This window comes from Zafaria sp. Z1313 (assembly GCF_050563205.1).
Taxonomy (GTDB): domain Bacteria; phylum Actinomycetota; class Actinomycetes; order Actinomycetales; family Micrococcaceae; genus JAZDCJ01.
This window is the reverse complement of sequence record NZ_JBNWUK010000003.1, coordinates 51,819-67,070: the sequence shown is the minus strand read 5'-3', so window position 1 is coordinate 67,070 and position 15,252 is coordinate 51,819. Positions and strand designations below refer to the sequence as shown.

At 72.7% G+C, this 15,252-nt stretch carries 14 protein-coding genes; 5 read left to right on the top strand and 9 right to left on the bottom strand.

What is annotated here, in order from left to right; all coding sequences use genetic code 11:
- Positions 1 to 8 precede the first annotated feature (8 nt).
- Positions 9 to 593 carry a septum formation family protein gene (locus tag ACQ3I4_RS05050; RefSeq protein WP_329861877.1) on the top strand — a complete coding sequence of 195 codons (585 nt, stop codon included), beginning with the start codon at positions 9 to 11 and terminating at the stop codon, positions 591 to 593.
- Here ACQ3I4_RS05050 and clpB read toward each other — a convergent pair.
- The 3 genes from clpB to ACQ3I4_RS05035 form a co-directional block, all read right to left on the bottom strand.
- Positions 559 to 3,162, bottom strand: a complete 2,604-nt coding sequence (gene clpB, locus ACQ3I4_RS05045; RefSeq protein ID WP_329861878.1) for an ATP-dependent chaperone ClpB — start codon at positions 3,160 to 3,162, stop codon at positions 559 to 561. The genes ACQ3I4_RS05050 and clpB overlap by 35 nt on opposite strands.
- Before the next feature lie 106 nt (positions 3,163 to 3,268).
- Positions 3,269 to 3,826, bottom strand: coding sequence for a YceI family protein (locus tag ACQ3I4_RS05040; RefSeq protein WP_430632996.1), 558 nt, complete (start codon positions 3,824 to 3,826; stop codon positions 3,269 to 3,271).
- A 73-nt stretch (positions 3,827 to 3,899) separates the two neighbouring features.
- Positions 3,900 to 4,304 carry a YccF domain-containing protein gene (locus ACQ3I4_RS05035; RefSeq protein WP_329861894.1) on the bottom strand — a complete coding sequence of 135 codons (405 nt, stop codon included), beginning with the start codon at positions 4,302 to 4,304 and terminating at the stop codon, positions 3,900 to 3,902.
- Positions 4,305 to 4,484: 180 nt separating this feature from the next.
- Between ACQ3I4_RS05035 and ACQ3I4_RS05030 the strand changes: the two genes are divergently transcribed.
- Both ACQ3I4_RS05030 and trmB read left to right on the top strand, forming a co-directional pair.
- Positions 4,485 to 5,993, top strand: coding sequence for a polysaccharide deacetylase family protein (locus tag ACQ3I4_RS05030; protein WP_430632995.1), 1,509 nt, complete (start codon positions 4,485 to 4,487; stop codon positions 5,991 to 5,993).
- Between the two features lie 20 nt (positions 5,994 to 6,013).
- Positions 6,014 to 6,880 carry a tRNA (guanosine(46)-N7)-methyltransferase TrmB gene (gene trmB, locus ACQ3I4_RS05025; protein ID WP_430632994.1) on the top strand — a complete coding sequence of 289 codons (867 nt, stop codon included), beginning with the start codon at positions 6,014 to 6,016 and terminating at the stop codon, positions 6,878 to 6,880.
- 19 nt (positions 6,881 to 6,899) lie between these two features.
- Here the strand turns inward: trmB and ACQ3I4_RS05020 are convergent, their stop codons facing one another.
- From ACQ3I4_RS05020 to ACQ3I4_RS04995, 6 genes are all read right to left on the bottom strand, one after another.
- On the bottom strand, positions 6,900 to 7,838 hold the full coding sequence (locus ACQ3I4_RS05020; protein ID WP_430632993.1) for an alpha/beta hydrolase: 939 nt from the start codon (positions 7,836 to 7,838) through the stop codon (positions 6,900 to 6,902).
- Complete coding sequence (locus tag ACQ3I4_RS05015) at positions 7,820 to 8,275, bottom strand: heat shock protein transcriptional repressor HspR (RefSeq protein WP_430632992.1); 456 nt, start codon at positions 8,273 to 8,275, stop codon at positions 7,820 to 7,822. The genes ACQ3I4_RS05020 and ACQ3I4_RS05015 overlap by 19 nt, the downstream gene beginning before the upstream one ends.
- Before the next feature lie 58 nt (positions 8,276 to 8,333).
- Complete coding sequence (locus ACQ3I4_RS05010; RefSeq protein ID WP_430632991.1) at positions 8,334 to 9,314, bottom strand: DnaJ C-terminal domain-containing protein; 981 nt, start codon at positions 9,312 to 9,314, stop codon at positions 8,334 to 8,336.
- 96 nt (positions 9,315 to 9,410) lie between these two features.
- Positions 9,411 to 10,073 (bottom strand): nucleotide exchange factor GrpE, encoded by a 663-nt coding sequence (locus ACQ3I4_RS05005; RefSeq protein ID WP_329861895.1) that lies wholly within the window; start codon positions 10,071 to 10,073, stop codon positions 9,411 to 9,413.
- Positions 10,074 to 10,085: 12 nt separating this feature from the next.
- Complete coding sequence (gene dnaK, locus ACQ3I4_RS05000; protein ID WP_329861884.1) at positions 10,086 to 11,933, bottom strand: molecular chaperone DnaK; 1,848 nt, start codon at positions 11,931 to 11,933, stop codon at positions 10,086 to 10,088.
- A 349-nt stretch (positions 11,934 to 12,282) separates the two neighbouring features.
- Positions 12,283 to 12,549: a hypothetical protein gene (locus ACQ3I4_RS04995; RefSeq protein WP_430632990.1), complete on the bottom strand. Its 267-nt coding sequence runs from the start codon at positions 12,547 to 12,549 to the stop codon at positions 12,283 to 12,285.
- A gap of 144 nt (positions 12,550 to 12,693) precedes the next feature.
- On the opposite strand from ACQ3I4_RS04995, the gene ACQ3I4_RS04990 reads away from it, so the two are divergent.
- Both ACQ3I4_RS04990 and ACQ3I4_RS04985 read left to right on the top strand, forming a co-directional pair.
- Positions 12,694 to 13,962 (top strand): helix-turn-helix domain-containing protein, encoded by a 1,269-nt coding sequence (locus ACQ3I4_RS04990; protein WP_430632989.1) that lies wholly within the window; start codon positions 12,694 to 12,696, stop codon positions 13,960 to 13,962.
- 194 nt (positions 13,963 to 14,156) lie between these two features.
- On the top strand, positions 14,157 to 15,170 hold the full coding sequence (locus ACQ3I4_RS04985) for a trypsin-like serine peptidase (protein WP_430632988.1): 1,014 nt from the start codon (positions 14,157 to 14,159) through the stop codon (positions 15,168 to 15,170).
- The last annotated feature ends 82 nt before the right edge of the window (positions 15,171 to 15,252 follow it).

Below are 15,252 nucleotides of genomic sequence, written 5' to 3'. Positions count from 1 at the left end.
GAGCCGCAGTGGAGGAGCCACACCGCAGCGAGCCGAGCCCGTACCAGCCGGCCCGTCCAGCGCAGACCCAGGTCCGCCCGATCTGGGGCCTGTCGCCCGTCTGGCTCGTCGTCGCCGCACTCGCCGTCGTCCTGCTCGTCGTCTACGCGACCGGCCGCCTCGTCGAGGCCGGAAGCGCCGGGGAATCCCCCGCCGCCGAGGTCGAACGCTCCGCCCCCGGCATCGACGGGATCATCGCCCGCGACGTCCCGGCCGAGCAGTTCCTGCCCGGGGACTGCCTCAGCGGCTTCACGGGGGCGCTCGAGCCGGCCACCGTCGTCGCCTGCACCACGCGGCACTCGGCGCAGCTCATCGGGATCGCGGAACTCGAGGACGGAGCCTACCCCGGCGACGGCGAGATCGCCGCCGCCGCCGAGGCCTCCTGCAAGGAGATCCAGCTCGACCCCGACGCCGTGACGGCGGGGCGGTGGAACTACGAGTTCAGCCGCCCCTCGCAGGGGACGTGGCAGGCCGGGGACCGGAGCGTCGCGTGCTTCCTGGTCCTCGTGGAGGGCACGGTCAGCCGTTCGCTCCTGCCGCCCGACGGGACGTGAGCGCGAGCTCGGTGCCGTCCTCGGACACGGCCACCTCGACGACGTCGCCGTCCGCGATCGAGCCGTCGAGCAGGCCCCGCGCCAAGCGGTCGCCGATCTGGCGCTGGACGAGCCGCCGCAGCGGGCGGGCGCCGTAGGCCGGGTCGAATCCGGCGAGGGCGAGCCATTCGCGGGCCGCGGAGCCGACCTCGAGCTCCAGGCGCCGCCCGGCCAGGCGCCGGGCAAGCGAGGCGACCTGCAGGTCCACGATGGACCCGAGCTCCTCGACCGTGAGCGGCTCGAACATCACGACCTCGTCGAGCCGGTTCAGGAACTCGGGCTTGAACGAGGAGTTCACGACGTTCATGACCGCGTCCTTGCGCGCCTGCTCCGGGATCGACTGGTCCACGAGGAACTGCGAGCCGAGGTTGGACGTCAGGACCAGGATGACGTTGCGGAAGTCCACCGTCCGGCCCTGCCCGTCCGTGAGGCGCCCGTCGTCGAGGACCTGCAGCAGCAGGTCGAAGACCTCCGGGTGGGCCTTCTCGACCTCGTCGAGCAGGAGGACGGAGTAGGGCCGGCGGCGCACGGCCTCCGTCAGCTGACCGCCCTCCTCGTAGCCGACGTATCCCGGGGGCGCCCCGACGAGGCGCGCCACGCTGTGCTTCTCCGAGTACTCGGACATGTCGATCCGGACCATCGCGCGCTCGTCGTCGAAGAGGAAGTCGGCGAGGGACTTGGCGAGCTCCGTCTTGCCGACGCCCGTGGGCCCGAGGAAGAGGAACGAGCCCGTGGGGCGGTCCGGATCGGAGATCCCGGCGCGGGCGCGCCGCACGGCGTCGGAGACGGCCGCGACGGCCCGGGACTGGCCGATCAGGCGCCTACCCAGCAGCGATTCCATCTCGAGCAGCTTCCGCCCCTCGCCCTGCAGCATGCGGCCAGCGGGAATCCCCGTCCACGCCTCGATGACCTCCGCGATGTCCTCCGCCGTGACCTCGTCGGAGACCATCGACTCGCCGGCCTCCTGCTGCTCCGCGGCCTGCGCGGCGTCGAGCTCGCGCTGCAGCTCCGGGATCTCCCCGTAGAGCAGGCGGGAGGCGCGCTCGAGGTCGCCCTCGCGCTGCAGGACGTCGGCCTGCGAGCGCAGCCCGTCCAGACGCACCTTGAGGTCGCCGACCCGGTTCAGGCCGGCCTTCTCCGCCTCCCAGCGGGCGTTGAGGGCATCGAGGTGCTCGCGCTTGTCGGCGAGGTCCGCGCGGAGGGCACCGAGGCGCTCGACGGAGCCGGGATCGGACTCGTCCTTGAGGGCGAGCTCCTCCATGGTCAGGCGGTCGACGGCGCGGCGCAGCTGGTCGATCTCCTCCGGCGCGGAGTCGATCTCCATGCGCAGCCGCGAGGCCGCCTCGTCGACGAGGTCGATCGCCTTGTCCGGCAGCTGGCGCCCGGAGATGTAGCGGTGGGAGAGCGTCGCGGCGGCGACGAGCGCGGCGTCGGCGATCTCGACCTTGTGGTGGGCCTCGTAGCGCTCCTTGAGCCCGCGCAGGATCCCGATCGTGTCCTCGACGCTCGGCTCGCCCACATAGACCTGCTGGAAGCGGCGCTCGAGGGCCGGGTCCTTCTCGACGTTCTCGCGGTATTCGTCCAGGGTCGTGGCGCCGATGAGGCGCAGCTCGCCGCGGGCCAGCATGGGCTTGAGCATGTTGGACGCGTCCATGGCTCCCTCGGAGGCCCCGGCCCCGACCACGGTGTGCAGCTCGTCGATGAAGGTCACGACTTGGCCGTCGGAGGCCTTGATCTCCTCGAGGACGGCCTTGAGCCGCTCCTCGAACTCGCCACGGTACTTGGCACCGGCGATCATGGCGCCGAGGTCGAGCGCGATGAGGGTCTTGCCCTTGAGGGACTCCGGGACGTCGCCGGCGACGATGCGCTGGGCGAGCCCCTCGACGACCGCGGTCTTGCCGACGCCGGGCTCGCCGATGAGGACGGGATTGTTCTTGGTGCGGCGGGAGAGCACCTGGACGACGCGGCGGATCTCGGCGTCGCGGCCGATGACGGGGTCCAGCCGCCCGGCCCGCGCCGTGGCGGTGAGGTCGGTCCCGTACTTCTCGAGGGCCTGGAAGGTGCCCTCGGGATCCGGCCCGTCGACCGTGCGGCCCGCACGGATCGCCCCCAGGGCGGCCCGGAGCGCCTCGGGCGTGGCCCCGGCCTCGCGCAGCACGGTCCCGGCCGGACCGGGATCGGCGGCGAGCGCGAGGAGCAGGATCTCGGCGGACACGTAGGCGTCCCCCTGCTCGGCGGCGAGTGCCTGGGCCGTGGCGACGAGCTGCAGGAAGGTCCGCGAGTACTGGGCCTGGGCCACGGAGGTGCCCGAGCTGGAGGGCAGGGCCTTGATCGCGGAGCTCGCGCGCACGGAGACCGCGTCGGGGTCGATCCCGGCCTCGCGCAGCAGCGCGACGGCGAGCGATTCCCGCTTGTCCATCAGCGCCTTGAGCAGGTGGGCGGGTTCGACCTGCGGGTTGCCCGCGGTCGAGGCGTTCATGCCGGCGGCGGACAGCGCCTCCTGGCTCTGGGTGGTGAATTTGGCGTCCACGGGGTTCCTCTCTCTGCACGGACTGTCTCTACTCAAACTTGAGTCTACTCAACTCAACTTTAAACGGGGAGCGTTTATTCCGTGGGCGGAACCCGCGCGGACTCCCCTATTCCTGCTCCTGCTTGACGGCCGAGAGCTCGAACTCCAGGAGCACGCGCTCGGAGACCAGGACGCCGCCGGAATCGAGCGCCGCGTTCCAGTTCACGCCGTAGTCCTTGCGGTCGATCCGGCGGCTGCCCTCGAAGCCCGCCCGCAGCTGGCCGAACGGATCCCGCTCGACGCCCGTGAACTCGATCGGCACGGAGACCTCGTGGGTCGTGCCCTTGATGGTCAGGTGCCCGTTGACCACGAAGCCGTTCTCCTCGACCTGGTCGATCCGGGTCGATTCGAACACGATCTCCGGGAACTGCGGGGCGTCGAAGAAGTCGTTCGTGCGCAGGTGCTGGTCGCGGTCGGCGTTGCGCGTGTCGATGCTGGCCACCTGGATCACGAGCCGCACGCTCGAGTGCCTGGGCTCCTCGGCGTCGACCGTGATGGTCCCCTCGACATCGTTGAAGGCGCCGCGGACCTTGGTCACCATGGCGTGCCGGGCCTGGAAGCCGACGCGGCTGTGCGCCGGGTCGAGCTTCCACACGCCGGTGTAGTTCGGATCGATCGCGATCATCTGAAGTCCCCTGTTCGTCTGACGGTCTACGGGCGGTGCCTCCGCCGTCCCCGGGGACAATCTACCGCCCGGCTCAGGCGTGGCGGTAGGCGGGAAGCCGCGCGCCGCTCGGGACGATCTCCTTGCCGAGCGGGACGAGCGAGACCGGGATCAGCTTGAGGTTGGCGATGCCGAGCGGGATCCCGATGATGCTCACGAACATCGGGATGGCGGTCAGCACGTGGCCGATCGCGATCCACAGTCCCGCCACGAGGATCCAAATGACGTTGCCGATCGTGGACATCAGCCCGGTGCGTCCGCCCCGGTCCACGATCGTGCGGCCGAACGGCCAGAGCGCGTAGGCGGCGATGCGGAACGAGGCGATCCCGAACGGGATGGTCACGATCAACAGGCAGCAGACGATGCCGGCCAGGACGTAGCCGAGGGCCAGCCAGATGCCGCCGAAGAGGAGCCAGATGACATTGAGGATCGCGGACAGCGGTGACTTCATGTCCCCCATTCTGTCCCCGGGCCCGGCGCGGCGCCATGGGGGTTTGCCCTGAGCCGTCCCCGGTCGCCGGTCCGCGCCGCCGTCACGAGCTAAAGGTTTGCTAACGATCCCCCCTCCGGGCGCCCTTCCGGCGCCCCTCGTCCGCCGGCACCCCGCAGACTGGAACCCATGACCTCCCCCCGACGACTCCGGCTTCAGTGTGCCCTTGCCGCCTCCGCGGCCCTGGCGCTGGCCGCGTGCGCCCCGCCGGCGCCCGTCGTCGTCCCGGACGCGGCGCTCGTGCCCTCCGCCCTCTCGGCGCGGACGGCGGTGGGCGGCGAGGGCCTCCCCGAGGAGATGGTGCCGGGACTCGAGGGGGTGAGCCTGGGCGGGCGGGCACCGGACGTCTACGGCCGCTGGTTCGCCTGGCCGGGCCACCCGGGGTTCGCCGAGGCGCAGCGCGGGGTCGTCACCGCGGCGGCCCGGGACTTCGCGGCGGCCGCGCGGGGCCAGGCCTCCGGGGTGGCGGAGCTGAACGTCCAGCCGGCCCTGACCGCCGCCTCGCCGGAGGCGGTCGCCGTCCGTCTGACGCAGTACTCGAGCCTCGGCGGCGACGCCGGCAGCTCCTACACGACCGTCTGGTTCCAGCCCGGCCGGGGCTCCCTGGACACGCGGGCCCTCTTCCGTTCCGGCGCCGCGTGGGAGGACTTCCGCGGCCTCGTCGCCGAGGTGCTCGGGCAGCATCCGGACGTCCTGCCCGAGGCCGTCGGGGACCTCGACGACGCGTTGCTGGATTCCCTGAACTTCGACGCCGCGGGGAACGGACAGGTGGAGTTCGACGACGGCTCCGTCGCCCCCTCCACGGCGGGCGCCGTCGTCGCGGCCGTCCCTTCCGCCGCCCTGCTGCCCCTCCTCGGGGACGCGGGCGTCGCCGCGCGGGCGGCGGGCATGGCGCCGTCGCCCGTGGCCGGCCCCGCCGGGGACGGGAACCGGGAGGACGACGGCGGGGCCGGCGGCGCGTCGTCGTCCTCCGGCGGCGCGGCGTCGCTGGGCGGCGCGGTGGACGCCGCGCTGGGGGCGGGCCCCGTGGACTGCGCCGTCGAGCTCTGCGTGGCGCTGACCTTCGACGACGGCCCGGGCCCGCACACGGCAGCGCTTCTGGACCACTTGGGCTCCCACGACGCCCGGGCGAGCTTCTTCGTCGTCGGACCACATGCCGCGCGCCATCCCGGGCTGCTGCGGCGGGCGGCCGCCGAGGGGCACGAGATCGGCAACCACACGTGGAGCCACCGGGCGCTGACCGCGCTCGGCGCGGACGGCGTGGGCCGAGAGCTGGGCCGGACGGCGGACGCCGTCGCGGCGGCCACGGGGACGGCGCCCACGCTCATGCGCCCGCCGTACGGAGCGGACGACGACGCGGTGAACCGGCTCGCCCATACGCCGGTGGTGCTGTGGGACGTGGACTCCCGCGACCTCGAGCTGCGCGATGCGGCGCGGATCGCCGACGCCGCCGTGGAGTCCGTCCGGCCGGGCTCGATCGTCCTGCTGCATGACGTCCAGGCGGAGACCGTCGCGGCCGTCCCGCGCATCCTGGAGCGCCTCGGCGCCGAGGGGTACCGGTTCGTCACCGTCTCCGAGCTGCTCGCCTCCCAGGCACCGCGGGCCGGTGTCGCCTACGAGCACGGTCCACGGCACTGACCCCGCGTAGAATCGTCCCAATGAGCCTCCCCGAAGACCACAAGCCGCCCGTCAGCGGACGAGCGGTGCAGGACCCCAGCTTCTACCGCACCGAACCCGTCTCGTTCGTCCGCCGCGGCTCGCGCCTGCACGGCCGGCGCGCCGAGGCCTGGGACCGGCAGGCGGAGCGCTTCCTCGTCGACGTGCCCCGGCACCACGCCGACACCTCGGTCCTCGCCGGAGCGGAGTTCGATCCCGCGGCGGTCTTCGGCCGCACGGCACCGCTGACCGTGGAAATCGGCTCGGGCCTCGGCGAGGCCGTGGCAGCGGCCGCCGAGGCGCACCCGGAACGCGACTTCCTCGCCGTCGAGGTCTACCGCCCCGGGCTCGCGCAGCTGCTGCTGCGGATCGAGCAGAAGGGCCTCGAGAACGTCCGCGCCGTGCAGGCGAACGCCCCCGAGGTCCTCGACGTCCTCCTGGGCCCGGGCTCCGTGGACGAGCTCTGGGTCTTCTTCCCCGATCCCTGGCACAAGGCGCGCCACCACAAGCGCCGGCTCGTCAAGGAGTCGTTCGCCGACAAGGCCGCCCGCGTGCTCGCACCCGGTGCCACGTGGCGGCTCGCGACGGACTGGTCCGACTACGCGGAGCAGATGCGCTCCGTCCTCGACGCCTCGGCCTCGTTCGAGTCCCTCCATCCGGGGGAGCTGGCCGGAGACGACGGCCCCCTGGCCCGGGTCCGCCGCGCCGGCCTCGAGGGCCGCGACCCGGAGCCGGACGCCACGGATCCACTCGGCGGCTGGGCGCCGCGCTACGAGGGCCGGATCCCCACGAGCTTCGAGTCCAAGGCGCGGAAGGCGGGACGGCTCGTCTTCGACCTCGCGTACCGGCGGACGACGGCGGACGCCTGACGACCGGGCGCAAGCCTGGCTAGGCGAGCGGCTCGAGCCCGGCGGTGACGAGGGCCAGGTTCCGCAGCGAGAGCGTCCCGGGATCGCGGTATCCGTAGCGCGGACGACCCGCCCCGGGAACGAACCGCGAGGTGTTGTGCCCCGTCACCGGCAGGAGCCCGAGACCGGGCCGGCCGTCGACGTCGAACACCCTCCCGGCGGGGCGCGTGCGGCCGCTGAGCCGGCGCCCCAGACGGGCCAGCGCGTCGTCGGCCGCGACCGCCTCGAAGACCCGGTGCGCCGGGACGCCGAGCAGGGACGGATCGGCCGCGAGCCGCCGCGGCATGCCCGCCGAGCCCGTCGTCGCGAGGCAGGAAACGGTCCCGGAAGCGCGCTCGGCGGCCAGCGCGGCGAGCCCGTGGGCGGCGACGGTCGCGCCGTAGGAATGGGCCTCGACCGCGGTGCGGGGTCCGTCGGGGCGCCAGCGGGCGAAGCGCTGCAGCTCGTGGCTGAAGCGCTCGGCAGCGGCCCGGGCCCGGAGGTCGAGGACCGCGTGCGCCAGGGTCGGGGCGGGGTATCCGAGCCACGCCACGACGGCCGGGGACCCGACCCCGACGACGCGTTGCTCCAGGAGCAGCTGGCCCGCCTCGCGCACCGTGCCCCACATCGCGGTCTCGGGTGCGATCCCCACTCCGGAGAGCTGCCACGTGACGAGATCGGCCGCGTCGAGCTCGCCGACGGCCACCGCGGCGAGTGGCCGCGGGCCCTCGAGGTCCAGGAACAAGAGGTGGCGGGGCGGGATCGCGGCGTCCATCGAGCCGGGCCGCAGGGCGTGGGCGACGCCGTCGACAGCGGCCTTGGCGCGCTGTGGCATGGCGTCGCGCTCCCGCATCCGGGCGCGGAAGCGTTCCATGGCCCGCTCGCTGAGCGCGGCGTAGCCGCCGTCCGGGACCGGCCCGCCTAGCCGCGCGGCCGCCACAGCACCACGGCCTGGCTGCGGGCCCGCGGACGCTGCCCGCGCGCGAGCGTGACGACCTCGCCCGCGACGCCGGCGGCGAAGACGCGGGCGTGCTCGACGGCGCGGGCCGCACGCACGTCGTCGAGTTCCTCCATCAGCTCCCCGACGCGGGCCCGGAGGGCGGCGACCTGGTTCTCGAGCTCGAGGATCCTGCGGATCCCCTCGAGGGACACGCCGTCCTTGGACAGTCGCTGCACCTCGCGCAGCAGCTCGACGTCGTAGCGGGAATACCGGCGCTGCTTGCCGCGCTGTCGGGACGGGGAGACGAGCCCGAGCCGGTCGTACTGGCGCAGGGTCTGCGGGTGCATGTCTGCGAGCTCGGCGGCGACGGAGATCACGAACACGGGCGTGAAGCGGTCCACCCCGAACGGCTCGGGGCCGGTGCTGCGGGGGGCCATGCGGTCCCTCCTTTCCTCGGGGCGTCGTCGCGGTGCCGCCGGCCGGGCGGCCGGGGCCTTAGAGCGCGGCCTTGGCGGCCAGTCCCGCCCGGGGATCGGCGCCGGCGGTGGCCTCGGCGAACGCCTTGACGGCCGCCTCCGCCTCGGCGTTGAGGTTCTGCGGGACGACGACGTCGAGCACCACGAGCAGGTCGCCGGCCTCCTGGGCCGTCTTCACGCCGCGGCCGCCGAGGCGCAGGGTCCGGCCCGAGCCCGAGCCGGCGGGCACCTTGACCTTGACCGTGTCGCCCGCGGGCGTCGGCACCTCGATGCTGCCGCCCAGGGCCGCCTCGGAGAACGTGACGGGCACGTGGATGCGGATGTTGTTGCCCTCCCGTTGGAAGAACGGGTGCGCCTTGACCGAGACCTTGACGAGGAGGTCGCCCTGGCCGGCCGGGCCTGGCTGGCCCTTGCCGCGCACGCGCACGGTCTGCCCGTCCTTGATGCCGGCGGGGATGCGCACCTCGATCACCTCGCCGGTGGACTCGCGCAGGGAGACCGTGGTCCCCCGCAGCGAACCGCCGAAGGAGATCGTCGTGGTGGCGGTGCGGTCCGCACCCTTCTGCGCGGGCTGGCCGAAGCCGCCCGGCTGGCCGCCGAATCCGCCGAAGAGGTCCGCGAACTCGGGCGGGACCTGCCCGCCGCCGAAGCCCGAGGGGCCGCGCCGGGCGCCGCCGGGTCCGCCCCCGAACAGGTTGCCGAAGATGTCGTCGAAGCCGGCACCGGCCGCTCCCCCGGGGCCCCCGGCCTGGAACCGCGCCCCGGAGCCCATGGCCCGGATCGCGTCGTACTGCTGGCGCTGCTCGGGATCGGACAGCACGGAGTTGGCCTCGGTGATGTCCTTGAACTTCTGCTCCGCTCCCGGGTTCCCCGCATTGGTGTCGGGGTGGTGGGTGCGGGCCAGCTTGCGGTAGGCCTTCTTGATGTCGGCCTCGCTCGCGTCCTTGGAGACGCCGAGAATCGCGTAGAAGTCCTTGTCGACCCAGTCCTGGCTTGCCATGAGGCGCCTCCTTTCAACGTCGGGTGATGGTGTCCGGCCCGTGGACCGGTGCGGCGGGCGGGCGGGCCGTGGTGGACCGCCCGCCCGCCGCGGCGGCTACTCGCCCGTGGAGACGATCACCTGGGCGGCGCGGATGACGCGCTCGCCCTTCTTGTAGCCGGGACGGAGGACCTGGGCGACGTGGTCGGCCGGGATCTCCGGATGCGGCTGCTGCATGAGCGCCTCGTGGACGGTGGGGTCGAATCCGGCCCCCGCTTCCCCGATGCGCTCGAGCCCGTGGCCGCCGAGGATCGTGTCCAGCTTGCGGGCCACGGCCGCGAACGGCCCGTCCTCGAGGTCGCCGTGCTGGCGCGCGGCGTCGAGGTCGTCGAGCACCGGGAGCAGGCTCGCGAGCACGGTCTGGACGGCGAGCTCGCGCACGCCCTCCCGGTCGCGCTCGACGCGCTTGCGGTAGTTGACGTACTCGGCCTGCAGCCGCAACAGGTCGTTGCGCAGCTCGGCCTCGGCCGCGCTGCTACCGGAGTCCGCGTCGTCCCGGCCCTCCTGGCCGGCCTCGTTGAGGATGCGCTCGGCCTGGGCCAGCGCGTCCTCGGAGTCGTGCGCCTCGTCCACGGGCACCGTCTCGTGGTGCTCGGCGCCCTCCGCCGGGGACTCGTCCCCGCTGCGGACGGCCCCGGTCTCCGGGTCGATCTTGCGCTTGTCGGTGAAGCGGATCGGCTCCTCGGAACCGTGCTCCGCCTCGTTGCCGTGGTGGGGCATCACGTGACCGCCTTACTTCTTCTCGTCTTCGTCCACGACCTCGGCGTCGACGATGTCCTCGTCGGCCGCCGGGGCCTCGTCGGCGCCCTCGGCGCCCGCGGACTCGGACTGGGCCTGCGCGTAGATGGCCTCGCCCAGCTTGGTCTGGGACGCCTGGAGCTTCTCGAACGCGGCCTTCACCTCGTCGTCGTTGTCCTGCTTCTCCAGGGCGGCCTTGAGGGCGTCGACGTCGGCCTGGACCTCGGTCTTGACCTCCTCGGGCAGCTTGTCCTCGTTGTCCTTGATGAGCTTGTCCACGGAGTACGCGGACTGCTCGGCGGCGTTGCGGGTCTCGGCGGCCTCGCGGCGGGCCTTGTCCTCGGAGGCGTGCTCCTCGGCCTCGCGCACCATGCGGTCGATGTCTTCCTTCGAGAGGCTCGAGCCGCCCGTGATGGTCATCGACTGCTCCTTGCCGGTGCCCTTGTCCTTCGCGGAGACGTGGACGATGCCGTTGGCGTCGATGTCGAAGGTGACCTCGATCTGCGGGATCCCGCGCGGGGCCGGCGCGATCCCGGTCAGCTCGAACGTGCCCAGCGGCTTGTTGTCGCGGGTGAACTCGCGCTCGCCCTGGAAGACCTGGATGGACACGGACGGCTGGTTGTCGTCGGCCGTCGTGAACGTCTCGGAACGCTTGGTCGGGATGGCCGTGTTGCGCTCGATGAGCTTGGTCATCACGCCGCCCTTGGTCTCGATGCCCAGGCTCAGCGGGGTCACGTCGATCAGGAGGACATCCTTGCGCTCGCCCTTGAGGACGCCGGCCTGCAGCGCGGCGCCGACGGCGACCACCTCGTCCGGGTTCACGCCCTTGTTGGCCTCCTTGCCGGCGAGCTCCTTGACGAGCTCGGCGACGGCCGGCATGCGGGTGGAGCCGCCGACGAGGATGACGTGGGCGATGTCGGAGACCTTGATGCCGGCCTCGGCGATGACGTCGTTGAACGGCTTCTTGGTGCGCTCGAGCAGGTCGGACGTCAGGTCCTGGAACTTCGCGCGGCTCAAGTGCTCGTCCAGGTGGACCGGGCCCTCGGGGGTCACGGAGAGGTACTGCAGCGAGATGTTGGTGCTCGTCGCGGAGGAGAGCTCCTTCTTGGCCTGCTCCGCGGCCTCCTTGAGGCGCTGCAGGGCGATCTTGTCCTTGGACAGGTCGGCGCCCTTGGACTTGGCCTGGGCCAGGAGCCAGTCGACGATGCGCTGGTCCCAGTCGTCGCCGCCGAGGCGGTTGTCGCCGGCGGTCGAGCGGACCTGGATCGTGGAGAAGTCGTCCTCGTCCTTGCCCACCTCGAGCAGGGAGACGTCGAACGTGCCGCCGCCGAGGTCGAAGACCAGGATGAGCTCGTCCTCCTTGCCCTTGTCCAGGCCGTAGGCGAGTGCCGCGGCGGTGGGCTCGTTGACGATGCGCAGGACGTTCAGGCCGGCGATCTCGCCGGCCTCCTTCGTCGCCTGGCGCTCGGCGTCGTTGAAGTACGCGGGGACGGTGACGACGGCGTCGGTCACCTTCTCGCCCAGGTACGCCTCGGCGTCGTGCTTGAGCTTCATCAGGGTGCGCGCGGAGATCTCCTGCGCGGTGTACTTCTTCTCGTCGACGTCGATCGACCAGTCGGTGCCCATGTGGCGCTTGACCGAGGCGATGGTGCGGTCGATGTTGTTGACGGCCTGGCGCTTGGCGATCTCGCCGACGAGGACCTCGCCGGACTTGGAGAAGGCCACGACCGACGGCGTGGTGCGCGCGCCCTCGGCATTGGCGATGACGGTGGGCTCGCCGCCCTCCAGGACGGAGACGACCGAGTTGGTGGTTCCGAGGTCGATGCCTACGGCACGGGACATGATGCTTCCTTTCCTTGGGAAACGTGGTGCGGCGCCCAGCCGTGCGGTTGAGCGGTCTGCACTCAACTTTACGCAGACCGCCTTCGATGTCAATTCAAAGTTGAGCCGAATCCGCTCAACGTTGGCGCGCGCCCCGCCAGCGCACCGCCGGCCGACCGTTCCGGGCACCGCTCGATCCGCGGAATTCCGGGGCAGCCGGGGAGCCCATCCGGGACCCGGGCCGCGCCGCCGCCCCCGTGTTCGCCCTGCGCGATACGCGTCCGGACGCACGGCGGCACCCCCGGCGTCCTGGTGGACGCCGGGGGGGTGCCGCGGTGCTCGGGGCGCCGTTTCCGGAAGCGCGCCGAGCTCAGAAGTGGTCGGGCCAGTCCCCGGGCGAGGCCTGCGGGTCGACGGGCACGGAGTAGTGGTCCGGCCAGTCGCCGGGCGAGGCCGCCGCGGGGCCCGCCCCGGGCGTCGTGCCGGCCCACGCGACGGCCGTCAGCAACGCCGCCGCACTGGTCCAGGCGAGCGCGCGGGCGACCGCTCCGCGCGTTCCCGGCCCGGTGGCCGCCCGCTTCGACACCGCACCCCGGCCCGCGCGGCTTCCTTGCCGGTCCAGCGTTCCGTGGTCCACCACGTCGTCCCTCCGTCGGCGCCCGGCGCCCAGTCGGCGCCAGCTTGTCATGTTCCGCGACAGACGCTAGCAGTCCTCTGACAGATTTGTCACGACTTGGGCACCGTTTCCACGGCCCGGACGGAGCACGACTAGGATCCTGTTATGCCCGCCACCACCCCGGAACGCACCTCCGACGCGCCGTCCGCCGCGGACGGCTCCGGCTTCGCCGCGACCCTGCGCAGGCTCCGGATCGAACGCGGCCTGACCCAGTCCCAGCTCGCGGGCGACGCCTACACCGCCAGCTACGTCTCGCTCCTGGAATCCGGACGACGGCGGCCCCGACCCGATATCGTGGCCGGACTCGCCGCGCGCCTCGGCGTGGACGCCTCCGAGCTCTCGGGGCGGTCCCTCCCGGGCCCCGACAAGGTGCGGCTCGTGCAGCTCGAGCTGTTGTCCCGGCAGCAGCTCGCCGCCGGGGATCTGGACGGGGCCTTCCGGACCGCGGAGACCGCGCTCGAAGGCTCCGGGGCGTCGGAGGATCCGGCCTGGTGGTTTAGCCATGCCTTCGGGGCCGCCGAGGCCGCGCTGGGGCTGCGTCGCTTCGAGGACTTCGACCGCCTGCTCGACCAGCTGCTGGACCACCCGGTCACCGGACACGCCGCGGCCCTGGAATCGCGGTGTCGAAGCCTCCTCGCGCAAGGACGCCTGGCGCGGGGCGAGCTGCCCGATGCCGCCGATGCCGCGCGCGCGGCGCTGGACCTCGCCCTGCTCGACCCCGTCGACCCCGAGGCCCTGGCCGTCGCCATCGGCTCCCTCACCTCCGCCCTCGCGGAAGGCGACGACCTCGAGCTCGCCGCCGCCGCCTGCGCGGAGTACGGGCGCCTGGACCTTGACGTATTGAGCACCCGCTCGCGCGCCAACGCGTGGTGGACGCAGGGCAACATCGCGTTCCTCCACTCCGATCCGGCACGCGGCGTCGAGCTGCACGACGCCGCGCTCGGCCTGCTCTCCCCCGCGACCGGGCTGCGGCAGTGGGGCCAGCTCAACCGCGCGACCGTCGCCCGACGGCTCGCGGCCGGGGTCCACGACGATTCCCTCGGCGCCCACTTGCGGCGGGCCCGCCTCGCCTTCGAACTGCTCGACTCGAAGGCCGAGCTCGAGCAGCTGGCCGTGACGGAGGCCCAATGGCTGCTGGCCGCGGGGCGGCCGGCGGAGGCGCTCGCCGCCCTCGAGGCCGCGCTGCCCGGACTGACGGAGCTCCCCACCCAGACGGTCGCCGAGGCGCACCTGGCCCACGCCGACGCGCTCGCCGCCCTGGACCTCGATCCGGGCGAGGCCCTCCTGGCGGCGGCCCAGGGCTTCGAGGCCGCCGGCGCGTTCGACCGCGCCTCGGCCGCCTACAAGCGCTACGTCCAGCACCAGCGCCGCTGACCCGCGATGCGACGGCGGCACCCCACCGCCCGACGTGAAGCGGTCATTGAAGATCACTCCACCGCCTTTGTCAACACCTGAAGTTTCTTCAATACTACTTTGTCATTACCCCTCGACAAACTTGTCATGCTGGTGTCAGGATGCTGTTATCCCGTTGGCCTCCGGGCCATTCGCATCCTCCGAAAGGGCACACCATGCTCAGCAAGAAACTCTTCTGCGGCCTCGCCGCCTCGGCCCTCGTCGCGGCCGGGGCCGTGGCCGCCGCCGGCACCGCCACGGCTTCCACGACCGAAACGGCGGCCTCCGGATCCGGCTCGACCGTTACGGTCCACCACCTTCCCCAGCAGAAGTCCTCCGCCGCCGGATGGTCCGCGGAGCGCATGCTCAACGCGGTGGGCGAATCGGTCCTCGCCGAGAAGGCGGCCGAGCGCTGGAGCGCACAGAACGTCCTGCGCCCCGCGGCACTCGACGCGGACAACGCGCCGTTGAGCATCCCCGGAACGGCGCCCTCGGCCCCAGCCGCCGTGGCCCCGGCCGCCGAAGCCGCGCCCAGCGCGGCCAACGAGAACCCCGTGCCCCACATCGGCAAGGTGTTCTTCACCCTCGGCGGCCAGGACTACGTCTGCTCCGGCAACTCCGTGGTCTCCGGCAACGACTCCGTCGTTTCCACGGCCGGGCACTGCCTCAACGAGGGCCCGGGCTCCTTCGCGAGCGAGTTCGTGTTCGTCCCGGCCTACGAGAACGGCTCGGCCCCCTACGGCCAGTGGCCCGCGGAGACGCTCTACGCCCCGACGGCCTGGATCCAGCAGGGCGACATGAGCGTGGACACCGCCTTCGCCGTCCTCGCCGAGCAGGGCGGCCAGAGCCTCGCCGACGCCGTCGGCGCCTCGGGCGTCCAGTTCAACGCCCCGACGGGCCAGCAGTACACGGCCTACGGCTACCCGGCCGCCTCGCCCTTCAACGGCCAGACCCTCAAGTCGTGCTCCGGCACGGCGACGCCGGACTCGATCAACCCGGGCTTCGGCACGCAGGGGATCCCGTGCGACATGACCGGCGGGTCCTCCGGCGGCCCGTGGTTCATCAACGCCACGCACGGCGGCTACCAGAACTCCGTGAACAGCTACGGCTACGGCGGCGTCAACGCGATGTTCGGCCCCCGCTGGGCCAACGTCATCCAGGACAGCTACGAGGCCGCCTCGCAGCACTGAACCCCGCGCCGGGCTCTGCACCCGGACGCACCGGAGGCCGGTTCCCCTCGGGGAAACGGCCTCCGGCCTGTTACGTGCGGCC

What these genes read in the sequence shown, in the direction of transcription:
- ACQ3I4_RS05005 (WP_329861895.1), bottom strand. Translation starts at nt 10,073, where the DNA reads ATGCCCCACCACGGCAACGAGGCGGAGCACGGTTCCGAGGAGCCGATC.
- ACQ3I4_RS04985 (WP_430632988.1), top strand. Translation starts at nt 14,157, where the DNA reads ATGCTCAGCAAGAAACTCTTCTGCGGCCTCGCCGCCTCGGCCCTCGTC.
- ACQ3I4_RS04990 (WP_430632989.1), top strand. Translation starts at nt 12,694, where the DNA reads ATGCCCGCCACCACCCCGGAACGCACCTCCGACGCGCCGTCCGCCGCG.
- ACQ3I4_RS05015 (WP_430632992.1), bottom strand. Translation starts at nt 8,275, where the DNA reads ATGGCCCCCCGCAGCACCGGCCCCGAGCCGTTCGGGGTGGACCGCTTC.
- ACQ3I4_RS05010 (WP_430632991.1), bottom strand. Translation starts at nt 9,314, where the DNA reads ATGGCAAGCCAGGACTGGGTCGACAAGGACTTCTACGCGATTCTCGGC.
- dnaK (WP_329861884.1), bottom strand. Translation starts at nt 11,933, where the DNA reads ATGTCCCGTGCCGTAGGCATCGACCTCGGAACCACCAACTCGGTCGTC.
- trmB (WP_430632994.1), top strand. Translation starts at nt 6,014, where the DNA reads ATGAGCCTCCCCGAAGACCACAAGCCGCCCGTCAGCGGACGAGCGGTG.
- ACQ3I4_RS05040 (WP_430632996.1), bottom strand. Translation starts at nt 3,826, where the DNA reads ATGATCGCGATCGATCCGAACTACACCGGCGTGTGGAAGCTCGACCCG.
- ACQ3I4_RS05030 (WP_430632995.1), top strand. Translation starts at nt 4,485, where the DNA reads ATGACCTCCCCCCGACGACTCCGGCTTCAGTGTGCCCTTGCCGCCTCC.